We start from the raw sequence: 24,858 nt of genomic DNA on the forward strand, positions 1-24,858 counted from the left end.
GATGCATCGAGTGTGAACCGTTTCTCCCGACTAACTGGGTATATCCCAAGGCGTCATCGTCAGCGATTTGTTCGGTGGCTATAGGCGCGTTGGGATGCATCGAGTGTGAACCATTTCTGACGACGGCCTGGACAAATCCAGATTCGTCGTCGACAGCGTCGTAGGGCTCTGCAAACGCTGTCATGCACGATGCCGTGAGTAGTGCAAAGGTCATCGCGCTCCTTATGGTAGTACTCATTGTCATACGCCTCCGTTTAGAGTCGCATCTGGTAGTTTGAACCTCTGAAACAAAAGCAGGACTGCAGGTGACCGACGGCTAGGCCCCAAAAAGCCGAAAGCCCGCTGTTAGGCGGGCTTCAGGGTGTTTCACGCTAGCGCAGGCCGGTCAGTGCCCGGCGTGGGATCATTCCCACTCGATCGTTGCTGGCGGCTTGCTCGACACGTCGTAAGTAACGCGGGAGATGCCTTCGATCTCGTTGATGATCCGGCCGCTGACGGTTTCCAGCAGTTCGTACGGCAGGTGTGCCCAACGCGCGGTCATGAAGTCCACGGTTTCTACGGCACGCAGGGCGACAACCCAGGCGTAACGACGGCCATCACCGACGACACCCACCGACTTGACCGGTTGGAATACCACGAATGCCTGGCTGGTCTTGTGGTACCAGTCGGCTTTGCGCAGTTCTTCGATGAAGATGTGGTCGGCGCGACGCAGCAGGTCGGCGTATTCCTTCTTCACTTCACCCAGAATACGCACACCCAGGCCCGGGCCTGGGAACGGGTGACGGTAGACCATGTCGTACGGCAGGCCGAGTTCCAGGCCGATCTTGCGTACTTCGTCTTTGAACAGTTCGCGCAACGGCTCGACCAGCTTGAGGTTCATTTCCTCCGGCAGGCCACCGACGTTATGGTGCGACTTGATCACGTGGGCTTTGCCGCTCTTGGCGCCAGCCGACTCGATGACGTCAGGGTAGATGGTGCCCTGGGCGAGGAACTGGATGTTGTCCAGTTTGCTGGCCTCGGCATCGAAGATGTCGATGAAGGTACGGCCGATGATCTTGCGCTTCTTCTCTGGGTCCGCTTCGTCAGCCAGGTTGTCCAGGAACTGCTTTTCAGCGTCGGCGCGGATCACTTTGACGCCCATGTTCTCTTTGAACATGGCCATCACCTGGTCACCTTCGTGCAGGCGCAGCAGGCCGTTGTCGACGAAAACGCAGGTCAGCTGGTCGCCGATGGCGCGGTGCAGCAGCGCAGCAACTACCGAGGAGTCGACGCCGCCGGACAGACCCAGCAGGACGTTGGCCGAACCCACTTGCTCACGTACCTGGGCAATGGCGTCTTCAACGATGTTCGACGGGGTCCACAGGGCTTCACAGCCGCAGATGTCCTGGACGAAGCGCGAAAGAATGCGACCGCCTTGTTTGGTGTGGGTCACTTCCGGGTGGAACTGCACGCCGTAGTAGCCCAGGGCATCGTCGTACATGCCAGCGATCGGGCAGCTCGGGGTGCTGGCCAGGACGCTGAAGTTACCCGGCATCTGGGTGACCTTGTCGCCGTGGCTCATCCACACGTCCAGGCCCAGTACGCCGTCATCGTCGACATGGTCTTCGATGCCGTCGAGCAGACGGCTCTTGCCGACCACGTCAACGCGGGCATAACCGAATTCGCGCAGCTCGGAACCTTCAACCTTGCCGCCCATTTGCTCGGCCATGGTCTGCATGCCGTAGCAAATGCCCAGTACCGGGACTTTCAGGTCGAACACAGCTTGCGGGGCGCGCGGGCTGTTGGCTTCGTGCACGGACTCAGGGCCGCCGGCAAGGATGATGCCGCGCGGGTTGAATTCGCGAATCGCTTCATCGTCCATGTCGAACGGGTGCAGTTCGCAGTACACGCCGATTTCGCGCACGCGGCGGGCGATCAGCTGGGTGTACTGGGAACCGAAGTCGAGAATCAGGATACGGTGAGCGTGAATGTCGAGGGCCATGACTCAATCTCTGATGCAGCTGCAAGCTTCAAGCCGCAAGCTGCAAGTTGTTCGGGGGGAACGCGGTAGCTGCTGCAGCGCAACTACCGCTTAAAGCTAGAAGCTTGTAACTGACGACTGGAGGCGTTAGCCGACCCGGTAGTTTGGCGCTTCTTTGGTGATTTGTACGTCATGCACGTGGGACTCGGCCATGCCGGCACCGGTGATACGCACGAACTCTGGTTTGGTGCGCATCTCTTCGATGTTGGCGCTGCCGGTGTAGCCCATCGAGGAGCGCAGGCCACCCATCAGCTGGTGGATGATCGCGGTCAGGGTGCCCTTGTACGGCACACGACCTTCGATACCTTCCGGTACCAGCTTCTCGGCACCGGCCGAGGAGTCCTGGAAGTAACGGTCCGAGGAACCCTGGGCCTGGGACATGGCGCCCAGCGAGCCCATGCCACGGTAAGCCTTGTAGGAACGGCCCTGGAACAGTTCGATCTCGCCGGGTGCTTCTTCGGTACCGGCGAACATCGAGCCCATCATCACCGCGGAAGCGCCAGCAACGATGGCCTTGGACAGGTCGCCGGAGAAGCGGATGCCACCGTCGGCGATCAGCGGAACACCGGTGCCTTCAAGGGCTGCGGCAACATTGGCGATGGCGCTGATTTGCGGCACACCGACACCGGCAACGATACGGGTGGTGCAGATCGAGCCAGGACCGATACCGACCTTGACGGCGTCAGCGCCGGCTTCGGCCAAGGCTTTGGCCGCAGCGCCGGTAGCGATGTTGCCGCCGATGACCTGAACCTGCGGGAAGTTCTCCTTGACCCAGCGAACGCGATCGATCACGCCTTTGGAGTGGCCGTGAGCGGTGTCGACCACCACCACGTCAACGCCGGCGGCAACCAGTGCGGTAACGCGATCGCCGGTGTCTTTACCGGTGCCGACCGCAGCGCCAACGCGCAGACGACCCTGGTCGTCCTTGCTGGCCAGCGGGTAGGCCTTGGCTTTTTCGATGTCGTTGACGGTCATCATGCCTTTGAGGGCGAATTTTTCGTCGACGATCAGCACGCGCTCGATGCGGTGCTTGTGCAGCAGTTCACGCGCTTCGTTCTTGTCAGCGCCTTCCATGACCGTGACCAGACGCTCTTTAGGCGTCATCACTTCACGGACAGTGGCGTCCAGGCGGCTTTCGAAGCGCACGTCACGGGAGGTGACAATACCGACCAGGTCGCCATTGTGCAGTACCGGAACGCCGGAAATGTTGTTCAGACGGGTCAGTTCGAACAGGTCACGCACCGTGGCATCAGCCTCGATGGTGATCGGGTCTTTGACCACACCAGCCTCGAACTTCTTGACCTTGCGCACTTCGGCAGCTTGCTGCTCGATGGTCATGTTCTTGTGGATGATGCCGATGCCACCTTCCTGGGCCATGGCAATGGCCAGGCGGGCTTCGGTCACGGTATCCATGGCGGCGGAAACCAACGGAATATTCAGCTCGATGCCACGGGTCAAACGGGTCTTGAGACTGACTTCATTGGGTAGTACCTCGGAATAACCAGGCACTAGGAGAATGTCGTCGAAGGTCAGGGCTTCTTGGCTGATACGCAGCATCGCGGGGGCTCCCGGGCGGGAAAAATGGAAGCGCGCCATTATACTCATCCAGAGCCTTTCGCTCAATGCAAAGATCGGCCTTCGGTCAGTTACCGGCGCGGCTTACCTCAACGACCGCCACCGGCTGATCCAGCCAGTCGGCGAAGTCATCGAGAAAAGCCTGCTTGAACTGTGCCGCGCTCCAGTTATTGAAGATGAAACCCAGGTTGGAAAACGCGCAAGGTTGCAGAAACAGAAAGCCATTGATGTCGTCTTCGTGACCACACAACGGGCAAATGAAGTTGTCGGTTTGCCCCGGCATCCATTCTTCCAGGCTTTCGAACAGCGCCACGCCCACCTCGCGGCGGCACTCGGCGCAGCCGGCCTCTTCGAGAAAGCCATCGAGCGGGGTATAGATGCAACGTTTGCTGATCACTTCCAGGCCATTGACGGCCTGACCGTAAGGCAGCAATTCCGGCCGCTCCACCACTTTGCGCGCGCCTTCAGCAATGGCGTAGGCCATACGGTTGCCGGTGCTGCCGCAGGTGCTCAGTTGTTCCTCGATGATTTTCTCGCGCACCAGCCAGCGCAGAATCGCCCGGGCGCGGGGCTCATGCACAGGAACCGTGGAAATCTTCGGGACAATGATGCTCTGGGTAATCATGACGGCAGCCAAACATGCTCAAAGCGGCCAGTTTACCTCACTCAGGTAGCGACCGATCAGGGCAATGCCGCTGGCCAGCACCAGCCAGCTGACCAGCCGCACAAAGGCGTCTCGTGACATGTTCAAGGTCAGACGCCGGCCCAGGTACACACCGATCAGCATCACCGGCAGCAAACACAGCGCCAGCACTATCAACGGAAGGTCGGCATACACCCCGGCGATCAGAAACAGGCTCAGGCGCACCACCGTGCTGCAACTGATCAGCGCACTTTGAGTCGCCCGTGCCTGCTCGTTGGAGGGCAAGCGGGCGTTGAGATAAATCGCATAGAGAAACCCACCGCTGCCAAACAAGGCACCAAACAGGCCGCCCGCGGTTCCCATAGGTACCGCCCAGGCCGCCGCAAGCTGTGCTGGCCTGGCCTTCACCGCCAGGCTGTACAAGGCGTAAGCGCTGATAAAAAGGCCCATCAACAGCAACAACAGGTCGGATTTGAGCGTGAGCAAAAACATCACACCGAGGGTGCATCCCAGGGCCATGCACGGTAGCAGGCGCAGCAATTCGCTACGGGCCACCGCTCTGCGTGCTGGCAGCCAGTTACCAAGGGCGGCGACGAAATCCAGTAGCACCAGCAACGGGATGATCTGCGACAGCGGCATGAAGTTGATCAACACAGGTCCCGCTATCAGCGCGGTACCGAAACCCGCGATGCCGAAAACGATGTAAGCGGCACCGACACCGAACAGAATTGGCAGCCAGTCGAAGGCGCTGAAGGGTAATTGGGAAAGCAGAGCCGAGAGCATGGTGGTCGCCAACAGTGAAGGTGAAGAAACTTTACCCAGCCGCTAGCCATGCCGACTAATATGCATTTTCGCCAGCAGACATCTCGAAACGGCATAGCACTAATGATCTCCACCCGTCAGTTGCGCTACTTCGTTGAAATCGCCGAGAGCGGCAGCTTCAGCGCCGCCGCCGAGCGCCTGTTCATCGCCCAGTCCGCCCTGAGCCGGCAGATCAAAGAGCTGGAGTCGCAGCTCGATACCTTGCTGTTCGAACGCACTGCTCGCCAGCCGCGCCTGACCGCTGCCGGCCAGGCCTTCTTGCCAAGAGCCCGTACCTTGCTGATCGACCTGGAAAAAGCCCAACAGCTGGCTCGGGATGTCGGCCAGGGGGTGAGCGGCAATCTGCGCTTGAATCACTCGAGCACCGTGCCCTTGACCGGGCCGTTATTGAGCCGCCTCAGCAGTTATCTGCATGAGCATCCAGGTGTGGCCATGGACATCGCGCAGCAGTCTTCTGAAATGCAACTGCAGGAACTTGCGCAAGGCCGTCTGGAAATCGGCCTGTTGCGCCTGCCAGTGTTGCGCCAGCACGAAGGGCTGTGTGTCCAGCCGCTGTTCGAAGAACCTTTGTTGCTGGCCGTCGCCGAGAATCATCCGCTGGCCGGAGAAACCCGCGTTTGTCTGGCGCAACTGCGTGACCTGCCGTTTATCTCCATCCCCCACCATCAGCGTGGCGGCTTGAGCTACCTGTCTGCCGAATTGTGCATGCGCGCCGGATTCTTCCCGCAAGCTGCGCGAGTGGTGTCACGCAAGACAACCCAGTTGCAGTTGATCCAGGCCGGATTCGGTGTGGCCTTGTTACCCAAGTCCATGCAGGAAATAGCACCGCCATCGCTGAAGTTCATTGCCCTGGCGGACGAAGGCTGCGCCAGCACCGTGGCCTTGGCCTACCGCCAGGACGCCGGAACATTGGTCAGGCAATTCGTCGAACACATGACCCCGTAGGCGCGGGCTTGCCCCGCGCTACGATCTGCCTGACAGATCACAATCGCAGGACAAGCCCGCGCCTACCGCGCCAGTGCAACATTGCTTTATGATGCTGCCCCATGATCAAAGACCCTTTCGAAAGACTCGGCCTGGACCGCGAAGTCCTCACCGTCAGCCAGCTCAACGGCCGCGCCCGGGTGCTGCTCGAAGACGTGTTCCGTAATGTCTGGGTTGAAGGCGAAATCTCCAACCTCGCCCGCCCGGCGTCCGGCCATGTCTATTTCACCCTTAAAGACAGCGGTGCTCAGGTGCGCTGCGCACTGTTCCGCCAGAACGCCGTGCGCGTGCGCCAGGCCCTGCGTGACGGCCTGGCAGTCAAGGTGCGCGGCAAGGTCTCGCTGTTCGAAGGCCGTGGCGACTACCAACTGATCCTCGATACGGTCGAACCGGCCGGCGACGGCGCACTGCGCCTGGCCTTCGAAGCGCTCAAGGAAAAGCTCGGAGCCGAAGGGCTGTTCAGCGCCGAACGCAAGGTCGCCCTGCCCGCCCACCCGCAACGCATCGGCATTGTCAGCTCGCCGACAGGTGCGGTGATCCGCGACATCATCAGCGTGTTCCGCCGCCGTGCCCCGCAAGTCGAACTGACCCTGATCCCGACCGCCGTGCAAGGCCGTGAAGCCATCAATCAGATCGTGCGGGCCTTGCAACTGGCCGATGCCGGCGGCTTCGACGCGCTGATCCTGGCCCGTGGCGGTGGTTCGCTGGAAGACCTCTGGTGCTTCAACGAAGAGCCAGTGGCGCGCGCGATTGCCGCCTGCGTCACGCCGATTGTCAGCGCCGTCGGCCACGAGACGGATGTGTCGATCAGTGACTTTGTCGCCGACGTACGCGCACCCACGCCTTCAGCTGCGGCCGAGTTGCTGGCGCCGGACAGCAGCGACCTGCAGCGCCGTATCGACAGCCTCAAGCGTCGCCTGCTGCTACGCATGCAGAGCCGCCTGAGCCACGACCGCCTGCGCCTGGATGGCCTGACCCGACGCCTGCGCCACCCCGGCGAGCGCCTGCGTCAACAAGCGCAACGTCTGGATGACCTGGACATGCGCCTGCGCCGCGCCTTCGAACAACGCCTCAACCAACGCCGCGAGCGCCTGGCGCGCCTCGATACCCGCCTGGCTGCGCAGCATCCCGGACGCACCCTGGCCTTGCTCAAGCAGCGCCTGGACAGCCTGTCCGAGCGCTTGCCGCGGGCCATGCGCGAAACGCTCAAGGACCGTCGCCAACGCCTCCAGGCGCACATGCAAACCCTGCACGTGGTCAGCCCGCTGGCCACCCTAGGACGCGGCTACAGCATCCTCCTCGATGAGCGCGGGCAGGCCATTCGTAGCGCCACCCAGACCCAAAACGGCCAGCGCCTGACTGCCCGCCTGGGCGAAGGTGAGCTGCAGGTACGCGTTGAAGACAATCACCTGACCCCGGTCACGCTTTCATTACTGGACTGAACCATGCCCCGTTTGTTTGCCCCGTTGATGCTGCTGTGCCTGATGTTCGCCAGCAGCGCCCAGGCCAGCTACATCACCCGTCAACTGAACAAACCGGTACCCGGTGGAGTTGCGGTTGTTAACCTTGGCCCGGCAGCCCAGGCGCCCAGCGCACGCTTTGATGGCAAGCCGGTGCTGGTGGTCAAGGAGCAGGACAACTGGCTGGCCATCGTCGGCATCCCGCTCACGCAAAAGCCCGGCCAGGCGAAGATCACCCAAGGCACACGCACCCTCAGTTTCAACGTAGGCAGCAAGAAGTACCCGGAACAGCGCATCACCTTGAAGAACAAGCGTCAGGTCAATCCTGATCCGGCCGACCTCAAGCGTATCGACGCCGAATTGGCCGAACAGCTCAAGGCCTACCGCAGTTTCAGCCCTACCCTGCCGAGCAACCTGATGCTCGACAAACCGGTCAATGGCCCACTGTCGAGCAAGTTCGGCGTGCGCCGCTTCTTCAATGGCGAAGAGCGCAACCCGCATGCCGGGCTGGACTTCGCCGTGCCTGCTGGCACACCGATCAAAACCCCGGCCAACGGCAAAGTGATTCTGGTGGGCAATTACTTCTTCAATGGCCAGACAGTGTTCGTCGATCATGGCCAAGGCTTTATCAGCATGTTCTGCCATATGTCGAAGATCGACGTGAAGCCCGGCCAGCAGCTCAGCCGCGGCGCAGTGGTCGGACGGGTCGGCGCAACCGGCCGGGCAACAGGCCCGCACATGCACTGGAACGTCAGCCTCAACGACGCGCGGGTAGACCCAGCCATCTTCATCGGTGCCTTCCAGCCCTGATTCCTATGGGTGAACTGTCTTGCACCACCTGTGGGAGCGGGCTTGCCCCGCGATAGCGATTTGTCTGTTTCACCGCATCGCGGGGCAAGTCGGGTCGCCGCACCGCCGCTCCCACAGGATGATCAAGGCAGTTGCTATGACAGCGGATTTCCCAAGCTGGCAAGTCATCGCAATAAAATATGATCCCACCTCAATAAATCGCTATAAAATTTCGACTTCTTTGATTTTTTAAGCATTCCTCTCAAATTTTTCGCAACACTTGCCATCTTTAACCTCACTGGGTAGGGTTGAAGACATGAAAACCTTTCAGACCCTCATTCTGCTTCGTCAACACCGCAGCCTCTGCCTGGTCAGTGCACGACTACCAAGCTGAATCGCGTCGCCTCGCCTTTTCATCTCGTTTTCGTTCGGCAGGCCACCTTCATCAGGCCGCACACTAAAGGATTGCTTTTCATGACCATGCTCAAAGACCCTTCGAAAAAATACAGTGCCTTCCCTACCGTCAACTTGCCTGACCGTACCTGGCCATCGAAGACCATCACCCAGACGCCTATCTGGTGCAGCTCCGACTTGCGTGATGGCAACCAGTCGCTGATCGAGCCGATGGATGCGGTGAAGAAGCTGCGTTTCTGGAAGACCCTGGTCAGTGTCGGCGTGAAAGAGATCGAAGCCTCTTTCCCTTCGGCATCGCAAACCGATTTCGACTTCGTTCGTACCCTGATCGAAGACGGCCATATTCCTGATGACACCACCATCCAGGTGTTGACCCAGGCCCGTGAAGACTTGATCGCCCGTACCTTCGAATCGCTGCGCGGTGCGAAAAAGGCCATCGTCCACCTGTACAACGCCACCAGCCCATCGTTCCGCCGTATTGTCTTCAACCAGGACAAGCAAGGCGTGAAAGACATCGCGGTGAACGCGGCCAAGCTGTTCGTCAAATATGCCGCCCAGCAGCCAGAAACCCAGTGGACGTTCCAGTACTCGCCAGAGACCTTCAGCGCCACTGAACTGGAGTTCGCCAAGGAAGTCTGTGATGCGGTGATCGAGGTGTGGAACCCGACGCCTGAGCACAAGATCATCCTCAACCTGCCGGCTACCGTCGAAGTGTCGACGCCGAACATCTACGCCGACCAGATCGAGTGGTTCGGCCGCAACGTCAACCGTCGCGACAGCGTGATCATCAGCCTGCACACCCACAACGACCGTGGTACTGGCGTGGCCGCCACCGAGCTGGGCCTGATGGCCGGTGCCGACCGTGTCGAAGGCTGCCTGTTCGGCAACGGCGAGCGTACCGGTAACGTCGACCTGGTGACCTTGGCCCTGAACCTCTACACCCAAGGCCTGGACCCACAGTTGGACTTCTCCGACATCGATGGCGTGCGCAAGGTGGTCGAGGAATGCAACCAGATTCCGGTGCACCCACGTCATCCATACGTTGGTGACCTGGTTCACACCGCGTTCTCCGGCTCGCACCAGGATGCGATCCGCAAGGGTTTCACCCAGCAGAAAGACGACGCCAAGTGGGAAGTACCGTACCTGCCGATCGACCCGGCCGACATCGGCCGCAGCTACGAGGCAGTCATCCGCGTCAACAGCCAGTCGGGCAAAGGCGGTATTACCTACCTGCTGGAACAGGAATACGGCATCAGCTTGCCACGCCGCATGCAGATCGAGTTCAGCCAGGTGGTACAGGGTGAAACCGACCGTCTGGGCCTGGAAATGACTGCCCAGCAGATCTACAACCTGCTGCACCGCGAATACTTGCAAGCCAACTCGCCGTACGCGCTGGTCAGCCATCGCCTGCAGGAAGAGAACGGCAACAGCAAGGTTGAGGTTGAAGTGTCCAGCGAAGGTGAAACCACCCTGCACTGGCACGGCAAAGGTAACGGTGCCCTGGAAGCACTGGTCGCAGGCTTGCCGGTAGCCGTGGAAATCATGGACTACAACGAGCACGCCATTGGCGCCGGTACCAACGCCAAAGCCGCGGCGTACATTGAGCTGCGTGTTGCCGGTGGTCGCCCGGTGCATGGTGTGGGTATCGATGAAAACATCACCACTGCCAGCTTCAAGGCCCTGTTCAGCGCCCTGAACCGCTCGTTGACGCAACAGGCTGCCGCCAAAGCCGCCTGACGCTGAGCCCGCTGCACTAGAGCCCGCCTGCTTCAGGCGGGCTTTTTTGTGCGCCGATTTTAAAACGCCATCACTTTGACCTCAGCCGTCGTTATACTGCGGACCCGCTTCATTTTCGTAGACACCACCTGTAAGGACGCAGATGAACCACGCCCAGCCTTGCTCCAGGGTCAAGCCATGAAGGGCATGGCTTCCAGCACCCTGATGGCGATCGTCGAAGATCATTCCCGTAGCTATGAACTGCGCATGAACGAGATCGATCATGCCCACCTCCCCCTCGTGGGACGCTACCTGCGCATCGATCAGGACCTCATCGACTACCTCAGCCCCATTGTTGCAGACACCTTCAGCCCCCTACCCGGCGCCCCTGCAAAGCTGGCCCAACTGCTGAACGCGAGCCGTGCCGAACACGAACGCCTGCGCAAGCTGTTGGCCGAGCAGGAACGGGAAATCACCCAGGCGCTGCGCAACGACAGGGAAGTTCGCGCGCAACGTGATGAAGTTGACCGCCAGGCACTGGCCAGGCTGCAACACTCACCCGAATACCAGCGCGTGTCGCAGCAACTTCAGCACGCACTGGACGCCGAACAGCAGGCTGAAATCGACTTCATCGAAGTGCGCGACGAATGCAACGTCAAACTCCCACAGTACCAAGCGCACCCGATCTACAACTTCCTGCGTGATCGTCACTACGGCACTGCCGAGTACAACGGCGGGCCTGTGGCACGCGTACTCGACGGCTGGCTGGCCAAACGGGTCAACTTTCGCATCAATCTGGAAAACGAACAGATCCTGCTGGAAATGCAGGACTATAACGAAACACTGCAAAGCGAACGGCAGGCCAATCTGGAAGCACTGCAGGAGGAGATGTACGACCTGCAGGCTGAGGCACAGCGCACCGCCGGCAAAGAAGCGCTCAACGTCAAACAGAAGCTGCTGGCCCGCCAGATCTTCGCAGCCAAGCAGCGTGCCCGAGAACTGCGGGAAGAACTCGTGCCACTGCTCGTCAACGAAGACCCGGACTTTCTGGCCGGTTTGCAACTGATCAGCGAGCAGACGCGTGGCAAGGACATGAAGGACTTGCTGGAAGAACTGGCCCCGGCACTGGCCTCAAATCCACAGGCGGGCGCACGGCTGCAGGCACTGCGTGCGGAACGCTTGCACATCGTCCAGGCGCTGGACAACTGCCACGAGCGGCAAGTCGCGGCCGAAGACGCTTGTGAGTTGGCCAAAGACCTTGAAAGCCAACTGCGTATTCACCTGTTCGGCAGCCTGAATTGCGACGAAGACTGCGACTGCAACTGCCATTGCACTCCACACCTCAACGGCTGTTCATATGACTATTGCAGTGTTCAAGATTGCGACTGCGATTGTCACGAGGAGTGCTTCTGCCTCTACGACTACGACAATGGCGGACAGCTCGACGCCTCGCTGGATGTTGCTCAACTACTGAGCAGCTACATGAAGCGCGAAATTACCCTGGATTACCTGCTGGGCCTGCTCGATACCCAGTTCCTTCCTGACAGCGAAACCTCCCCCCACGTACACTCGGCAGCCGCTGGCTGCGCCACCTCGTAAGGACACCCCATGAGCCAATACCTGGAAAAGGCCCTCAGCAACCTGCGCAGCATCGGCATCAACTTCCTTCAGCCGACTCAACAAGCGCCGGTGCTTGCTCTGCTCGATCGCATTGCCGACTACGACAACACGCGGGTCACTTCGATTGCCACCGTGCTGCAGCAATCGACCGCGTTTAACACGATGGTGCGCGAGCAGATCGAGGGCATGGACATCTCCACCCGCTTCATGGACATCACCGACAGTTTCACCTCGGTGCGTGAAGATGCCGCAGACATGGCCGGCTGGATGGATGACGGTCGCCTGGACACCGTAGAACGCCTCAAGCTGGCGTGGATGAACGTGCGTCGCGGCTCGATCCCCAGCCGCTTCAACGACATCCGCGAGCACTACCTGCAAGTGTGCAAGTCGGCCAACGACCAGATTTCCCGCGAGAACGTCATCCTTGAGTCCTACATGGACTTCCGCCTGGCAATGAAAACCGCAGAAGTCGATGCCCAGGAAGTCCTGGCGCTGGCTGGCAAAGTGTTGGCCGAACGCACCCAGCAGCTCGATGCCGCCAACAGCGCGGTAACGGCAGCCGAAGGCCAGGAACCGGCCCGCCGCGCTGCCCTGGAACTGAGCCGCGACGAAGCCGTGCGCGCCTTGCAGAACGAAGACAAGCGTTATCAGATCATCAAGGACATCGCCGATGACCTGCGTGTGGGCTACAACACCGCAGAGATGGTCTTTGCCCGTATCAGCCAGGTACACGTGATCAAAGAGCGTCAGTACCAGCGCATGGTGTCGTTCTTCTCCACCAACGAAGTGGTACTCACCAGCCTGGCGGTGTCGTTCACCGCCAACAGCGGTATGGCCGAAGCCACCCAGACCCTCAACGCCACCACCGAAGGCATAAGCAAAGGCCTGGAAGCGCTGGGCGAAATCGGCAACCAGCAACTGGGCGCGGCCGTTAAAGCCAGCTATGGCTCCACCTTGCGCGTCGACGCCGTGCGCTCGCTGGCCCAGGCCATGCTGACCTTCCAGAACGACATGAAAGGCCTGACCGACACCTACCGTGCCGAGTCGACCAATGCTGCCCGGGAAATCGCAGCCTGCGTCGAAGACGCCAAGCGTTCCTTTGCCGACTTGCTGGCCAAGGCCGGGCAATGAAGCGGGGATCACTCTCCGAACAGATGGGGGCCATGGCCCTCGTCGACCAGCTTCGCCATCAGCAACGCCAGATGCGCGAGCACCTGGATCTGCATCGGCGCCGCACGGAAGTCGCCGAGCGGATCAGGGCGTATTACCAGCAGCAGGGCATCGAGTGTGACGATGCGCTGGTGGAACAAGGCGTGCGCGAATTCTTCGACCGCCGCCTGATGTTCGAAGCCCCTACGCTGTCGAAAACAGAACAGCTGATCGCTTGGCTGTTCATGTGTCAGACGCAGTTCAAGAAAGGCTTGATCTGGCTATTGCTTCTGGCGCTGGTTGTCGCCATCAAGACTTGGACGATGCTTGACGACAAACCAAGCGCTACCCAAGCACCGGCCAAGGCCCAGGCCGTTCAGGCGCCAAAAGCTGCTGAAAGCGTGCCTGAAAGCGCCAACATGCAACGCTACAAGGCACAGCTCAAGCGCTTGGCCAGCATGCCGCTCAACGCGGATCTGCAAACGCAGATGAACGCCTATGCGCAACGTGTGAAGACCATTATCGACAAAGGTGACCCTGAGTACGTAGAGAATGTACTCGTGGAAATGCAACAGCAGATGGACTTTCTCGGTAACGAATATCTGCTGGAGCTAGTGGACCGATCAGGCGAACAGACCGGTTTTGAGCATTGCGCCGATCGCGCACTGTGCAAGACGTCGAAAACCGCCGGACGCAAGTGGTACCTGATGGTCCAGGCGGTCGATGCTCAAGGGAATGTCGGTCACATCCCGTATTTTCGTAAAGATGTTGAGGAAATGCGGGTTCACACCTCCATCGCGGTGCCGGTGAGCCACGCCGCGTATCTACAGGCTGTGAAGGACAAACACGACAACGGCCGCGTGGACCAACGCGATATTGGCTACAAACCTGCTTACACCATGGACCTGGCGTTCGATGAGCGCGCGCTCAATGAGCCACTGATCGATGAAGACTCGCCGGGGCTGAACATTACTCACAGCTTCTGAGAACCCAATCGCGGGGCAAGCCCGCTCCTACCGGTCTGTGGGAGCGGGCTTGCCCCGCGATGCGCAAAAAAAAGGGGCGCCGACCAAGCGCCCCCAAACCGTGTAGCACACAACGAATTCGATTTAGCCCAACAACTCCATGGCCTGCGCACTACACTCGGTAATCCGCGACCACTCGCCGTTCTTGATCCAGTCACTGTTCAGCATCCAGGTACCGCCCACACACATCACATTGGGCAACGCCATGTAACTTTGTACATTGCTCAGGTTGACCCCACCGGTCGGGCAAAAACGCACATCGCCAAACGGGCCGGCAAAGGCTTTGATCGCTGCTACGCCGCCGCTGATCTCGGCTGGAAACAGCTTGAAGCGCCGGTAGCCCAGGCAATAACCCATCATGATTTCCGACGGTGTACTGATACCCGGCAGCAACGGAATGTCGCTATCCACGCCCGCTTCGAGCAAATCCTGAGTAATCCCAGGGGTGACGACGAACTGCGCCCCGGCCGCTTCAACGGCGGCAAACGTCGTGCGATCGAGCACGGTGCCGGCACCGATGCACAGCTCCGGACGCTGCTCGCGCAACACCTGGATGGCCTTCAAGCCATGCGCCGAACGCAGGGTCACTTCCAGGGTCTTGATGCCACCCGCGGCCAAGGCATCGGCCAACGGCAGGATGTCGCTTTCGCGGGCAATGGTGATCACCGGCAGAATGCGCGCCTGGGTGCAGATCTGATCGATCCGGGCAATCTTGTCGGTCATCGAAACTCCCGGCTGTTTCAGTTCATGCGTGGTCATAACGGCGGATCCTTGGCTCATGGGCACCAGTAAATATCCAGAGGGTCTTGTAGAAAGGCGCGAATCGGCATCGCGGCAATGTCCGAGCCCTGCAGTGCGGCGCGCAGGGTAGCGAGTTTGCCTGGGCCTTGCACAGACAACACGGTGAATCCGGCCTGGGCGAGCAAGGCGCGGGTCATGCTCAGGCGCTGATGCGGCACACTCGGCGCCAGCATCGGCAAGCAGCGCCGCGAGCTGTGACGGTCGAGGCCTTCGCTGAGATTCGGGCTGTTGGGGAACAACGAGGCGGTATGCCCGTCGTCGCCCATGCCCAGTACCAATACGTCGATTGCGGTCAGCTTGGCCAAGGCCTGGTCAGCCTCGACCGCAGCCGCTTCGAGGCTGGCTGCAGGGCGATAAAGGCTGAGAAAACTCGCCTTGGCCGCCTTGCCGGTCAACAAATGACGCTTGAGCAGCCCGGCATTGCTGTCGGCATGCTCAACCGGCACCCAACGCTCATCGGCGAGGGTAACCAGCACCTTGGACCAGTCCAGCGGCTGCTGAATCAGTGCCTGAAAAAATGCCACCGGACTACGCCCGCCAGACACCACCAGGGTCGCCTGGCCTTTCGCCGCAATTGCAGCGTTCAGGCGTGCGGCGACATCCTTGGCCAAGCCTTCGGCCAATTGCGCAGCACCGCTAAAGTCGTGCGCCGTTACGTTAGCCGGCAGTTCAAGTTCAGATATCGCCATACCACGACCTCCCATCACGCGTAATCAGTGCAATCGAGCTCATCGGCCCCCAGGAGCCAGCGGCATAAGGCTTGGGCGCATCGCCACTGTGCTTCCAGCCGGCGATCAACTGATCACACCATTTCCACGCGTATTCGATTTCATCCTTGCGTACAAACAGGTTCTGATTGCCGCGCATCACTTCCAACAGCAAACGCTCATAGGCATCGGGAATCCGCGCGCTGCGCCAGGTGTCGGAAAAATTCAGCTGCAACGGCCCGCTGCGCAGTTGCATGCCCTTGTCCAGGCCCTGCTCCTTGGTCATCACCCGCAGGGAGATGCCTTCGTCCGGCTGCAGGCGGATGATCAGTTTGTTACCGATCTGCAAACGCTGTTCCGGGGCGAAGATGTAGTGCGGGGTCTCTTTGAAGTGGATGACAATCTGCGAGAGCTTTTGCGGCATGCGCTTGCCGGTGCGCAGGTAGAACGGCACACCCGCCCAGCGCCAGTTGCGGATATCGGCGCGCAGGGCGACAAAGGTCTCGGTGTCGCTCTGGGCGTTGGCGTTGTCTTCTTCCAGGTAACCGGGCACGGATTTGCCTTCGCTGTAACCCGCAATGTACTGACCGCGCACCACATGGGTGCTCAAACCTTCACCCGTGATCGGCGCCAGCGCCTTGAGCACTTTGACCTTCTCATTGCGGATGCTGTCGGCAGAGAGGTCACTGGGCGGGTCCATGGCGATCAGGCAGAGCAGCTGCAGCAGGTGGTTCTGGATCATGTCGCGCAGTTGCCCGGCTTTGTCGAAGTAGCCCCAGCGCCCTTCGATCCCGACCTTTTCAGCCACGGTAATTTCTACGTGGGAGATCGAATTCTGGTTCCACTGGGTTTCGAACAGGCTATTGGCAAAGCGCAGGGCAATCAGGTTCTGAACGGTTTCCTTGCCCAGGTAATGGTCGATGCGATAGACCCGATCTTCCGGGAAGTACTGCGCCACGGCATCGTTGACCCGCCGCGACGAGTCCAGGTCATGGCCGATCGGTTTTTCCAGCACTACCCGGGTACGGGCACTGAGGCCGACCTTGTCGAGGTTCTCGCAAATACCGCCGTACACCGCGGCAGGTGTGGCGAAATAGGCGATCAGTTGATTGCCGTCATCGACCTGCTCGGCCAGCGCCTGGTAATCCTCGCCCTTGAGGAAATCGACATGCACATAGCTCAGGCGTGCGAGGAAGCGCTGCAACACCAGCGGCTCGATCTGCCCGGCCGGGACGAACTCGCGCAAGTGCGCCTCGATCGACGCCAGGTGCTCGGCCACGCTGCCCGCCTCGCGGGCCAGGGCCAGCACCCGCGTATTGCTGTGCAACAGGTCGGCGCGGTCGAGCTGGTAGAGCGCCGGAAACAGCTTGCGCAACGCCAGGTCGCCAAGGGCGCCAAACAGGGCAAAGGTGCAAGGTTCAACGCTGATCGATGCCATGATGTTGGTTCTTTTATCAAGTTGAGCTAGAAATACCGTTTTCATTCCCAGTTTTCAAGGAATAATGTAGTAAAAACCACAACATTTTACTCAGTGGCAGATTCAAGTGGTGCGCCCTCCATGCCACCAGTACGATAAGCCACCGCGTCAACCGCTCACGGCTTCTGCCGTCGGGCCGCCTCATCGACCCAAGGACACATACCCATGGACCGCGTGCGAAACCTCCTGGAACAGATCCAGGGCCGCCTCGAAGAACTGAACAAGGCTGAGCGTAAAGTCGCCGAAGTCATTTTGCTCAACCCCCAGCAAGCCACGCGCTTCAGCATTGCCGCCCTCGCCCAGGCCGCCAAGGTCAGCGAACCAACGGTCAACCGCTTCTGCCGCTCGTTCGGCGTCAGTGGCTACCCTGAGCTGAAACTGCAACTGGCGCAAAGCCTGGCCAGCGGCGCCGCTTACGTCAGCCGCGCGGTTGAAGCCGATGACGACCCGGCCTCCTACACCCAGAAAATCTTCGGCAGCGCCATTGCCTCGCTGGACAGCGCCTGCCAGCAGCTCGATCCGCAGCTGATCAGCCGCGCGGTCGACATGCTGATTCAGGCACGCCAGATCCACTTTTTCGGCCTCGGTGCTTCAGCGCCGGTGGCACTGGATGCGCAACATAAGTTCTTCCGATTCAACCTCGCCGTTTCGGCCCACGCCGACGTGCTGATGCAACGCATGCTGGCCTCGGTGGCACACACCGGTGAGCTATTTGTCATCATCTCCTACACCGGCCGCACCCGCGAGCTGGTCGAAGTCGCACGCCTGGCCCGGGAAAACGGCGCCTCGGTACTCGGCCTGACCGCCGCCGACTCGCCGCTGGCCAAAGCCAGCAGCCTGAGCCTGAACATACCGCTGCCAGAAGACACCGATATTTACATGCCGATGACTTCGCGCATCATCCAGTTGACCGTACTCGACGTATTGGCCACCGGCATGACCTTGCGCCGCGGCGTCGACTTTCAGCCGCACCTGCGCAAGATCAAGGAAAGCCTCAACGCCAGCCGTTACCCGATCGACGACGAACTCAACTGAGCAATTGCGCCTGCAAACGCAGGTGAGCCTGCTCACCTGGCGCCAAACTCAAGCTGTCACTGCTGCCACTGGCGGCCTCAACACAGACGAAGCCCAGCGTTTCACTGCTACTGACCCCCATCAATGGCCGACTGCCGGGGTGCCAGACGATGGTGTCCTCACTGTCACCGGTATCGATGCTCAACTGCCGCTGCCAGGCCGGGTCGTGTAGCTGGACGTTCGCCGCATTGGGGAAGACCCGCTGACAGCCGCCAAACACCTTCAGGGCGCCTTTCTGGCGACAGGCCTGACGGTTCAAACGGTCATAACCCTCAATGTTTTCTAGCCCAGACAGCGCTATCTCAGAAACGTCACTAATACGCCAGTAAGCCAGCAGAGCATGACTCAGCTGACAGGGTTGGCTGTCTTGATGTTCGGTACTTAACTGCAATTCCATGCGTTTGCCCAGCCTGGCCGACAGATCGACCTGCCAGTCGCACAGCTGTAGCCGCCACTTGAGAGTCACGCCGTCTGGGTCTTCGCTGCTGTCGATCAGCTTCCAGTCGAGCAACCGCGCCCAGCCGTGGGCTGGCCACATGTCTTCGCTGGGGTGACGGCCATACCAGGGCCAGCACACCGGAACACCACCGCGAATGGCACCAACCTGTGGCCACTGGGCTGCACACCACAACCAGGGGCGTTCGCCTGTGGGCTGGAAATGCAGCAACTGCGCGCCCTGGCGGCTGAACACGGCCTGGCACTGGGGATGATCGATGATCAGCACATCGCGCTGCTGGTAACGCTCCCACTCGAAGGTCGGTCTAGGCCTCTGCGAAGTGAAGAAGCGTTGTAGCGGGTGCTCGGGCATAACGGGGACTCTTGTTGTTAGTTTGGGCCTTTATCGCGAAACAAGCCCGCTCCCACCAGGTAGGGGCGGGCTTGTTTCGCGATCAGCTCGTAAATTTACAACATATTGCCTCAGAACGACGACTGAATCTTCAAGCCGGCGACCAGCGCGTTATCCACCTCGTCTACCCCACCCGGGCTTTTGATGTACTGCAGGTTGGGGCGCACGGTCAGCCAGTTGGTGACATGCACACCGTAATACAGCTCGGCGTTGTACTCGGTCTTCTGGATTGGCACGAAGTTGGGGTTGTCGTAATCATCAATACCGCTCTGCTGGTTGAGCAGTTCAGCGCGGTCTTTCACATCGTCGTTGACGTGGATGCGTGCCACGCCAAAGCCGATGTCATCCTTGGGCCGGGCATCGAAGGCGCCCTTGTAGACCAGCCCAACCTGCTGATAGTTGTCGACCACGTTGGTGGCTTTGTCATGCACGGTGAAGTTGGCGAACAGGCTGAGGCCACGGCTGGCATCGCCGTTATGCGCGGTGACTTGCTGCTGCGCCACCACCCACCAGCCATGTTTGCTGGAGTGCGACTTGAAGTCGTTGCCGGTAATGGCCTGCGGCTGGCCATTGACGTCGTCGAACACATCGTCGGCCTTGGCCGTGCTGTAGTAGTAACCCAGACGGTATTCACCCGGCAGTGCGTTGACCTTGGGCGACCACACCAGTTCGAACGGCAGGATCATGCCCTTGGTGCCACTGCCACTGAGCTTGAAGCCGTTACCGGTCTCGAGGTTGGAAGGGTTTTGCTCATACACCCCGACCTGGGCGAAAAACTCCGGAGTGAGGTTGTATTTGACCCGCAGCGCCCACTGGCTCACCGGCCAGTTGTACCAGACGCTCCCCACCCAGTTGCCGACCTGTGAGCCGCAAAACGCCAGGTTCTGGAAATCGCAGGGAAAGCTGTTGAAGTCCTCGCCTTCGCCAAAACGCCCAAGCTTCACGTCCAGGGCGCCGTCGAAGTACTTCTGCTTGATCCACATCTGGGTCAAGCGCCAGGTCTGACCACGGCCCCAGACTTCCTGCACGGAACTGAACTGCCCGGCACGCGGGTCGCTGATGCGGTCGTTGGACAGGTTGCGCCCGCTACGCTCGGTGATCGCCAGCTTGAACTCGGCGTCGTGCCAGCCGAGGATCTTCTCCAGATCCAGGTGAGCGCCAAGCGCGAACTGGTCACTGTACCGTGCCGTTTTGTCGTCGTTGTAGCCACCGTTGAGGTTGCCTGCCACCTCACCGACGTAGTCCAGGGTGAAGTCGTAGCCCTTTTCCAGCAGCTCGGTACGGGTTCCGCCCCAATCACCGCTCATCCATTTCGAATCGGCAGAAAAAGCCTCGGCCGCGTGCGCCCCGCAACTGACGCCCAATGCCGTCAACAGTCCCAATGGCAGCAGCGGCGTGATGCGTTTGAAGTGATCCATCCCGTGTGTCCTCATTTTATTGTTGTTGGTGGGCTTGTATGACGTGCAACCGGTTCAACGACCCTTGAACTGCGCGACCTTGTCCTGAGCAGAACGCTGCGCGACATTCACGCCCAGGCGCTCGCCGCTGGCGGCATCGAACAGCAGTACCCGCGCCGGGTCGAACTGCAGGTTCAGGGTGTCGCCGACCTGAACCGCAACATCCGGCGTCAGGCGGCAACACACCTTGGTCTGGTTGAGGGTGACGAACACCAGTAGGTCGGGGCCGGTCGGTTCGGTGATCTGCACCTCGGCGTGAATACTCGGCAAACCATTGGCCTGCGCCGGGGCCAGGGCGATCTGTTCAGGGCGGATGCCGAGGATCACCTCGCGCTCCTCAAGCCCGGCATCATTGAGCCCTAGCGGCAGTTCACAACGGGCCTGGCCGCTGTCGAGCAAGGCCTGCAAGCGGCCGTCCTTGCGCTGCAAGCGCAGAGGAATGAAGTTCATCGGCGGCGAGCCAATGAAACTGGCAACAAACAGATTGGCCGGATCGTTGTAGATCTGCTGCGGGGTACCGAACTGCTGGATCAGCCCGTCCTTCATCACCGCCACCTTGTCGCCGAGGGTCATGGCTTCGATCTGGTCGTGGGTGACATACACCGTGGTAGTTTTCAGGCGCTGGTGCATGAGTTTGATCTCGGTACGCATCTCCACCCGCAGCTTGGCGTCGAGGTTGGACAGCGGCTCGTCGAACAGGTAGATCTTCGGCCGCCGCGCCAGTGCCCGACCCATCGCCACACGCTGTTGCTGACCACCGGAGAGCTGGCCCGGCTTGCGCGTGAGCAGGTGCTCGATCTGTAACAGCTTAGCCACCCGCGCCACTTCTTCATCGATCGCCGCCGCCGACAGCTTGCGGATCTTCAGGCCGAAGGCGATGTTGTCGCGCACGTTCATGGTCGGGTACAGCGCGTACGACTGAAAGACCATGGCGATATCGCGGTCCTTGGGGCTCATGCCACTGATGTCGGCAGCGTCCACCAGGATCGCCCCGCCGCTGATCTGTTCAAGCCCGGCAATGCAGTTCATCAAGGTTGATTTACCGCAGCCAGAGGGCCCGACCAGAATCAGAAACTCCCCGGAGTCGATCGCCAGATCGATGTGCTTCAAGGTGTCCGGCTGACCGCTGCCGTAGGTTTTGTTGACGTTGCGCAGTTCAAGCGTTGCCATGTTGATTCACCCCTTGACCGCGCCGGCAGTAAGCCCGCGCAGGAAATACTTGCCAGCCAGCACATAGACCAACAGGGTCGGTAACCCGGCGATCATCGCCGCCGCCATGTCGACGTTGTATTCCTTGACCCCGGTGCTGGTGTTGACCAGGTTGTTCAGGGCCACGGTGATCGGTTGCGCGTCGCCGCTGGCGAACACCACACCGAAGAGGAAGTCGTTCCAGATCTGGGTGAATTGCCAGATCAGGCAGACCATGATGATCGGCACCGACATCGGCAGCAGAATGCGCAAAAAGATGGTGAAAAAGCCCGCCCCGTCCAGGCGCGCCGCCTGCACCAGCGCATCGGGCACACTGCAGTAGTAGTTGCGGAAAAACAGCGTGGTGAAGGCCAGGCCATAAACGATGTGCACCAGCACCAGACCCGTGGTGGTACTGGCCAGGCCGAGCTTGCCGAGGGTGAAGGAGGCCGGTAGCAGTACGGTCTGAAACGGCAGGAAACAGCCGAACAGCAACAGCCCGAAAAACAGCTGCGAACCGCGAAAGCGCCACATCGACAGCACATAGCCATTGAGCGCACCGAGCAGGGTCGAGATCAGCACCGCCGGCACGGTGATTTTCACCGAATTCCAGAAGTAGCCACCGACGATGTCCCAGGCTTTGATCCAGCCCATGCCGGTGACCACCTCGGGCCAGCTCAGCAGGTTGCCGGTGCGGATGTCATCCGGCGATTTGAAACTGGTCAGCAGCATCACAATCAGCGGGATCAGGTACAGCGCGCAGGCCAGCAACAACGTCGCGTAGATGCTGATGCGGCTGAAGCTGAACCTACGGGGAGCCAGGGATCTAGTCATGGCGCTTGTTCCTCAGTTCCGAGTACAGGTAAGGCACCAGGATCGACAGGATCGCCCCGAGCATCAGGATCGCACTGGCCGAACCCATGCCCATTTGCCCGCGGCTGAAGGTGAAGGAATACATGAACATCGCCGGCAGGTCCGAGGCATACCCCGGCCCGCCTGCGGTCATTGCCGCAACCAGGTCGAAGCTCTTGATCGCGATATGCGCAAGGATCATCAAGGCGCTGAAAAACACCGGGCGCAGGCTGGGCAGCACAATGCGCAGGTAGATGCTCGGCAAGCTGGCGCCGTCGACCTGAGCAGCGCGAATGATCGACTGATCGACACTGCGCAAACCCGCCAGAAACAGCGCCATGACAAAGCCCGAGGCTTGCCATACCGCAGCGATCACCAGGCAGTAGACGACCCGGTCCGGGTCCACCAGCCAGTCCAGGCGAAAGCCTTCCCAGCCCCAGTCGCGGAGCATCTTGTCCAGGCCCAGGCCTGGGTTGAGCAGCCACTTCCAGGCAGTGCCGGTGACGATCATCGACAGCGCCATGGGGTACAGGTAGACCGTGCGGATAAACCCTTCGCGACGGATACGCTGGTCCAGCAACACCGCCAGCAGCACGCCGATCACCAGGCTGATGGCAATGAACAGACCGCCGAACACCAGCAGGTTCTTGCTCGCCACCCACCAGCGGTCGTTTTCCAGCAACCGGGTGTATTGCGCCAGCCCCACCCACTTGTAGCTGGGCATGAAGCTGGAGTTGGTAAAGGACAGGATGAAGGTCCAGAGGATGTAGCCATAAAAGCCCACCAGGACGATCAGCATGCTGGGCGCCAGTACCAGTTTGGGCAGCCAGCGTTGCAAAGCATCGACGGGCGAGGCCTTGTTGAATGTGGCAACAGTGTTCATGGGGTGGCTCCGTGTTGGAGGGTATCGCGGGGCCCGGTGGGAGCGGGCTTGCCCCGCGATCGTTTACTTGGCCGACTTGATCGCCGAATTCAGTTGCTTGACCGCCGTTGCAGGGTCCGCTTTCGGGTCGTTGAGGAAGTTGGTGACCACATCGAAGATCGCCCCCTGCACCGCCAGGGAAGTCGCCATGTTGTGCGCCATGCTTGGCTGCAGGCCATCGCCTTGCTCGGCGTATTTGAAGTCCACGGCGGACTTCTGCGTGCAGGCGTCGAACTGGCTCATGTCCATGTCCTGACGCACCGGCAGCGAGCCTTTGTTCTGGTTGAACACCGTCTGGAACTGCGGTTCAAGTGCAACCTTGGCCAGGTCATTCTGGGCCTTGATGTCGTTCGGGTTCTTGAGCTTGAACATCGCCAGCGAGTCGATGTTGTAGGCAAAACTGCCTTGAGTGCCTGGGAAGGCCACGCATTGGTAGTCCTTGCCGGCTACCTTGCCCGCCGCCGTCCATTCGCTCTTGGCCCAGTCGCCCATGATCTGCATGCCAGCCTTGCCACTGATGACCTCGGCAGCGGCGATGTTCCAGTCACGCCCGGCGCGATTAGGGTCCATGTAGGTACCCAGGCGCTGCAGGGTCTTGAACACCTCGACCATTTGCGTACCGGTCAAGGTCGCTTCATCCAGCTCGACGAAGGCCGCGTGATAGCCCTTGGGGCCGAGGATGCTCAGTGCCAGGTCTTCGAATACGGTGCTGTCCTGCCAGGGCTGACCGCCGTGGGCCAGGGGAATGAATCCCGCCGCTTTGAGCTTGTCGGCAGCCGCGAAGAGTTCATCGAGGGTAGTCGGTACGGTGGCGCCCGCCTTGGCAAATACCTCGGGGTTGATCCACAGCCAGTTGACCCGGTGGATGTTCACCGGCACGGCCACGTAATGGCCGTCGTATTTCATGATCTGCGCGACTTTCTTCGGCAGCAGGGTGTCCCAGTGATTGGCCTCGGACACTTCATCGAGTTCGGTGAGCAAACCCAGCGCCCCCCACTCCTGAATATCCGGGCCCTTGATCTGTGCAGCGGCAGGCGGGTTGCCGGAAATGGCGCGGGTCTTGAGCACGGTCATGGCCGCTGCGCCGCCACCACCGGCGACGGCGTTGTCCTTCCAGATAAAACCGTCTTTCTGCACCTGCGCCTTGAGTGTTTCAACGGCCTTGGCTTCGCCACCGGAGGTCCACCAGTGCAGCACTTCAACGGTACCGGCATCAGCGGCCAGGGCGCTCAGGGGCAACAAGGAGGCAAGAGAAACGACAGCAGCGAGACGATTGATCGCATTCATGGGGCGGAACCTTTTCTTGTTGTTATGCA

Annotated in this window: 22 protein-coding genes; 8 read left to right on the plus strand and 14 right to left on the minus strand. The window is 60.3% G+C overall.

Features of this window, described 5'->3' with window-relative positions; all coding sequences use genetic code 11:
* Positions 1-403: 403 nt before the first annotated feature.
* The 4 genes from guaA to ACVWSC_RS23110 form a co-directional block, all read right to left on the minus strand.
* Positions 404-1,981 carry a glutamine-hydrolyzing GMP synthase gene (gene guaA, locus ACVWSC_RS23095; RefSeq protein WP_442109361.1) on the minus strand — a complete coding sequence of 526 codons (1,578 nt, stop codon included), beginning with the start codon at positions 1,979-1,981 and terminating at the stop codon, positions 404-406.
* A gap of 126 nt (positions 1,982-2,107) precedes the next feature.
* A complete protein-coding gene (gene guaB, locus ACVWSC_RS23100; protein WP_442109362.1) occupies positions 2,108-3,577 on the minus strand; it encodes an IMP dehydrogenase in 1,470 nt (489 codons plus the stop codon).
* Between the two features lie 85 nt (positions 3,578-3,662).
* On the minus strand, positions 3,663-4,220 hold the full coding sequence (locus ACVWSC_RS23105) for a sugar ABC transporter ATPase (RefSeq protein WP_442109363.1): 558 nt from the start codon (positions 4,218-4,220) through the stop codon (positions 3,663-3,665).
* An 18-nt stretch (positions 4,221-4,238) separates the two neighbouring features.
* Positions 4,239-5,021 carry a sulfite exporter TauE/SafE family protein gene (locus ACVWSC_RS23110; protein ID WP_442109364.1) on the minus strand — a complete coding sequence of 261 codons (783 nt, stop codon included), beginning with the start codon at positions 5,019-5,021 and terminating at the stop codon, positions 4,239-4,241.
* 102 nt (positions 5,022-5,123) lie between these two features.
* On the opposite strand from ACVWSC_RS23110, the gene ACVWSC_RS23115 reads away from it, so the two are divergent.
* The 4 genes from ACVWSC_RS23115 to leuA all read left to right on the plus strand — a co-directional run bounded on the left by ACVWSC_RS23115 (position 5,124) and on the right by leuA (position 10,444).
* Positions 5,124-6,005 carry a LysR family transcriptional regulator gene (locus tag ACVWSC_RS23115; RefSeq protein ID WP_442109365.1) on the plus strand — a complete coding sequence of 294 codons (882 nt, stop codon included), beginning with the start codon at positions 5,124-5,126 and terminating at the stop codon, positions 6,003-6,005.
* 101 nt (positions 6,006-6,106) lie between these two features.
* The gene (gene xseA / locus ACVWSC_RS23120; RefSeq protein ID WP_442109366.1) at positions 6,107-7,486 is read left to right on the plus strand and encodes an exodeoxyribonuclease VII large subunit; all 1,380 of its coding nucleotides are present in this window, start codon (positions 6,107-6,109) and stop codon (positions 7,484-7,486) included.
* A 3-nt stretch (positions 7,487-7,489) separates the two neighbouring features.
* Positions 7,490-8,314, plus strand: coding sequence for a peptidoglycan DD-metalloendopeptidase family protein (locus tag ACVWSC_RS23125; protein WP_442109367.1), 825 nt, complete (start codon positions 7,490-7,492; stop codon positions 8,312-8,314).
* Positions 8,315-8,767: 453 nt separating this feature from the next.
* The gene (leuA, locus tag ACVWSC_RS23130; RefSeq protein WP_442109368.1) at positions 8,768-10,444 is read left to right on the plus strand and encodes a 2-isopropylmalate synthase; all 1,677 of its coding nucleotides are present in this window, start codon (positions 8,768-8,770) and stop codon (positions 10,442-10,444) included.
* Positions 10,445-10,525: 81 nt separating this feature from the next.
* On the opposite strand, the gene ACVWSC_RS23135 is transcribed toward leuA, so the two are convergent.
* On the minus strand, positions 10,526-10,708 hold the full coding sequence (locus tag ACVWSC_RS23135) for a hypothetical protein (RefSeq protein ID WP_442109369.1): 183 nt from the start codon (positions 10,706-10,708) through the stop codon (positions 10,526-10,528).
* Here ACVWSC_RS23135 and ACVWSC_RS23140 point away from each other — a divergent pair.
* From ACVWSC_RS23140 to ACVWSC_RS23150, 3 genes are read left to right on the plus strand one after another with little or no spacing between them, the layout of a single operon-like run.
* Positions 10,691-12,022 carry a coiled-coil domain-containing protein gene (locus ACVWSC_RS23140; RefSeq protein WP_442109370.1) on the plus strand — a complete coding sequence of 444 codons (1,332 nt, stop codon included), beginning with the start codon at positions 10,691-10,693 and terminating at the stop codon, positions 12,020-12,022. The genes ACVWSC_RS23135 and ACVWSC_RS23140 overlap by 18 nt on opposite strands.
* A 9-nt stretch (positions 12,023-12,031) precedes the next feature.
* Complete coding sequence (locus ACVWSC_RS23145; RefSeq protein WP_442109371.1) at positions 12,032-13,174, plus strand: merozoite surface protein 3b; 1,143 nt, start codon at positions 12,032-12,034, stop codon at positions 13,172-13,174.
* A complete protein-coding gene (locus ACVWSC_RS23150) occupies positions 13,171-14,178 on the plus strand; it encodes a DUF6384 family protein (protein WP_442109372.1) in 1,008 nt (335 codons plus the stop codon). Before ACVWSC_RS23145 ends, ACVWSC_RS23150 begins: the two co-directional genes overlap by 4 nt.
* A gap of 123 nt (positions 14,179-14,301) precedes the next feature.
* Here ACVWSC_RS23150 and ACVWSC_RS23155 read toward each other — a convergent pair whose 3' ends face one another.
* The 3 genes from ACVWSC_RS23155 to zwf are packed head-to-tail and all read right to left on the minus strand — an operon-like array spanning position 14,302 to position 17,163.
* Positions 14,302-14,976, minus strand: coding sequence for a bifunctional 4-hydroxy-2-oxoglutarate aldolase/2-dehydro-3-deoxy-phosphogluconate aldolase (locus tag ACVWSC_RS23155; protein WP_442109373.1), 675 nt, complete (start codon positions 14,974-14,976; stop codon positions 14,302-14,304).
* Between the two features lie 17 nt (positions 14,977-14,993).
* Positions 14,994-15,707, minus strand: coding sequence for a 6-phosphogluconolactonase (gene pgl, locus ACVWSC_RS23160; protein ID WP_442109374.1), 714 nt, complete (start codon positions 15,705-15,707; stop codon positions 14,994-14,996).
* Complete coding sequence (gene zwf, locus ACVWSC_RS23165; RefSeq protein ID WP_442109375.1) at positions 15,694-17,163, minus strand: glucose-6-phosphate dehydrogenase; 1,470 nt, start codon at positions 17,161-17,163, stop codon at positions 15,694-15,696. The genes pgl and zwf overlap by 14 nt, the downstream gene beginning before the upstream one ends.
* Positions 17,164-17,376: 213 nt before the next feature.
* Here zwf and hexR point away from each other — a divergent pair, with 213 nt between their 5' ends.
* Positions 17,377-18,237, plus strand: a complete 861-nt coding sequence (hexR, locus tag ACVWSC_RS23170) for a DNA-binding transcriptional regulator HexR (RefSeq protein WP_174242320.1) — start codon at positions 17,377-17,379, stop codon at positions 18,235-18,237.
* Here hexR and ACVWSC_RS23175 read toward each other — a convergent pair.
* From ACVWSC_RS23175 to ACVWSC_RS23200, 6 genes are all read right to left on the minus strand, one after another.
* Positions 18,230-19,084 carry a D-hexose-6-phosphate mutarotase gene (locus tag ACVWSC_RS23175; RefSeq protein WP_442109376.1) on the minus strand — a complete coding sequence of 285 codons (855 nt, stop codon included), beginning with the start codon at positions 19,082-19,084 and terminating at the stop codon, positions 18,230-18,232. The genes hexR and ACVWSC_RS23175 overlap by 8 nt on opposite strands.
* Positions 19,085-19,194: 110 nt before the next feature.
* A complete protein-coding gene (locus ACVWSC_RS23180; RefSeq protein ID WP_442109377.1) occupies positions 19,195-20,541 on the minus strand; it encodes a carbohydrate porin in 1,347 nt (448 codons plus the stop codon).
* Between the two features lie 54 nt (positions 20,542-20,595).
* Positions 20,596-21,750, minus strand: a complete 1,155-nt coding sequence (locus ACVWSC_RS23185) for an ABC transporter ATP-binding protein (RefSeq protein ID WP_442109378.1) — start codon at positions 21,748-21,750, stop codon at positions 20,596-20,598.
* 6 nt (positions 21,751-21,756) lie between these two features.
* A complete protein-coding gene (locus ACVWSC_RS23190; protein ID WP_442109379.1) occupies positions 21,757-22,602 on the minus strand; it encodes a carbohydrate ABC transporter permease in 846 nt (281 codons plus the stop codon).
* The gene (locus tag ACVWSC_RS23195; RefSeq protein WP_442109380.1) at positions 22,595-23,503 is read right to left on the minus strand and encodes a carbohydrate ABC transporter permease; all 909 of its coding nucleotides are present in this window, start codon (positions 23,501-23,503) and stop codon (positions 22,595-22,597) included. The genes ACVWSC_RS23190 and ACVWSC_RS23195 overlap by 8 nt, the downstream gene beginning before the upstream one ends.
* 63 nt (positions 23,504-23,566) lie before the next feature.
* Positions 23,567-24,829, minus strand: a complete 1,263-nt coding sequence (locus ACVWSC_RS23200; protein ID WP_442109381.1) for an ABC transporter substrate-binding protein — start codon at positions 24,827-24,829, stop codon at positions 23,567-23,569.
* Positions 24,830-24,858 lie beyond the last annotated feature (29 nt).

Source organism: Pseudomonas sp. NUPR-002, from assembly GCF_056322725.1.

Coding starts and splice junctions, on each gene's coding strand:
- guaA (WP_442109361.1), bottom strand. CDS start 1,981: ATGGCCCTCGACATTCACGCTCACCGTATCCTGATTCTCGACTTCGGT.
- zwf (WP_442109375.1), bottom strand. CDS start 17,163: ATGGCATCGATCAGCGTTGAACCTTGCACCTTTGCCCTGTTTGGCGCC.
- pgl (WP_442109374.1), bottom strand. CDS start 15,707: ATGGCGATATCTGAACTTGAACTGCCGGCTAACGTAACGGCGCACGAC.
- ACVWSC_RS23115 (WP_442109365.1), top strand. CDS start 5,124: ATGATCTCCACCCGTCAGTTGCGCTACTTCGTTGAAATCGCCGAGAGC.
- ACVWSC_RS23140 (WP_442109370.1), top strand. CDS start 10,691: ATGAACGAGATCGATCATGCCCACCTCCCCCTCGTGGGACGCTACCTG.
- ACVWSC_RS23200 (WP_442109381.1), bottom strand. CDS start 24,829: ATGAATGCGATCAATCGTCTCGCTGCTGTCGTTTCTCTTGCCTCCTTG.
- ACVWSC_RS23125 (WP_442109367.1), top strand. CDS start 7,490: ATGCCCCGTTTGTTTGCCCCGTTGATGCTGCTGTGCCTGATGTTCGCC.
- ACVWSC_RS23145 (WP_442109371.1), top strand. CDS start 12,032: ATGAGCCAATACCTGGAAAAGGCCCTCAGCAACCTGCGCAGCATCGGC.
- leuA (WP_442109368.1), top strand. CDS start 8,768: ATGACCATGCTCAAAGACCCTTCGAAAAAATACAGTGCCTTCCCTACC.
- ACVWSC_RS23175 (WP_442109376.1), bottom strand. CDS start 19,084: ATGCCCGAGCACCCGCTACAACGCTTCTTCACTTCGCAGAGGCCTAGA.
- ACVWSC_RS23105 (WP_442109363.1), bottom strand. CDS start 4,220: ATGATTACCCAGAGCATCATTGTCCCGAAGATTTCCACGGTTCCTGTG.
- ACVWSC_RS23155 (WP_442109373.1), bottom strand. CDS start 14,976: ATGACCACGCATGAACTGAAACAGCCGGGAGTTTCGATGACCGACAAG.
- ACVWSC_RS23190 (WP_442109379.1), bottom strand. CDS start 22,602: ATGACTAGATCCCTGGCTCCCCGTAGGTTCAGCTTCAGCCGCATCAGC.
- ACVWSC_RS23150 (WP_442109372.1), top strand. CDS start 13,171: ATGAAGCGGGGATCACTCTCCGAACAGATGGGGGCCATGGCCCTCGTC.
- ACVWSC_RS23110 (WP_442109364.1), bottom strand. CDS start 5,021: ATGCTCTCGGCTCTGCTTTCCCAATTACCCTTCAGCGCCTTCGACTGG.
- ACVWSC_RS23135 (WP_442109369.1), bottom strand. CDS start 10,708: ATGATCGATCTCGTTCATGCGCAGTTCATAGCTACGGGAATGATCTTC.
- guaB (WP_442109362.1), bottom strand. CDS start 3,577: ATGCTGCGTATCAGCCAAGAAGCCCTGACCTTCGACGACATTCTCCTA.
- ACVWSC_RS23185 (WP_442109378.1), bottom strand. CDS start 21,750: ATGGCAACGCTTGAACTGCGCAACGTCAACAAAACCTACGGCAGCGGT.
- xseA (WP_442109366.1), top strand. CDS start 6,107: ATGATCAAAGACCCTTTCGAAAGACTCGGCCTGGACCGCGAAGTCCTC.
- ACVWSC_RS23195 (WP_442109380.1), bottom strand. CDS start 23,503: ATGAACACTGTTGCCACATTCAACAAGGCCTCGCCCGTCGATGCTTTG.
- ACVWSC_RS23180 (WP_442109377.1), bottom strand. CDS start 20,541: ATGGATCACTTCAAACGCATCACGCCGCTGCTGCCATTGGGACTGTTG.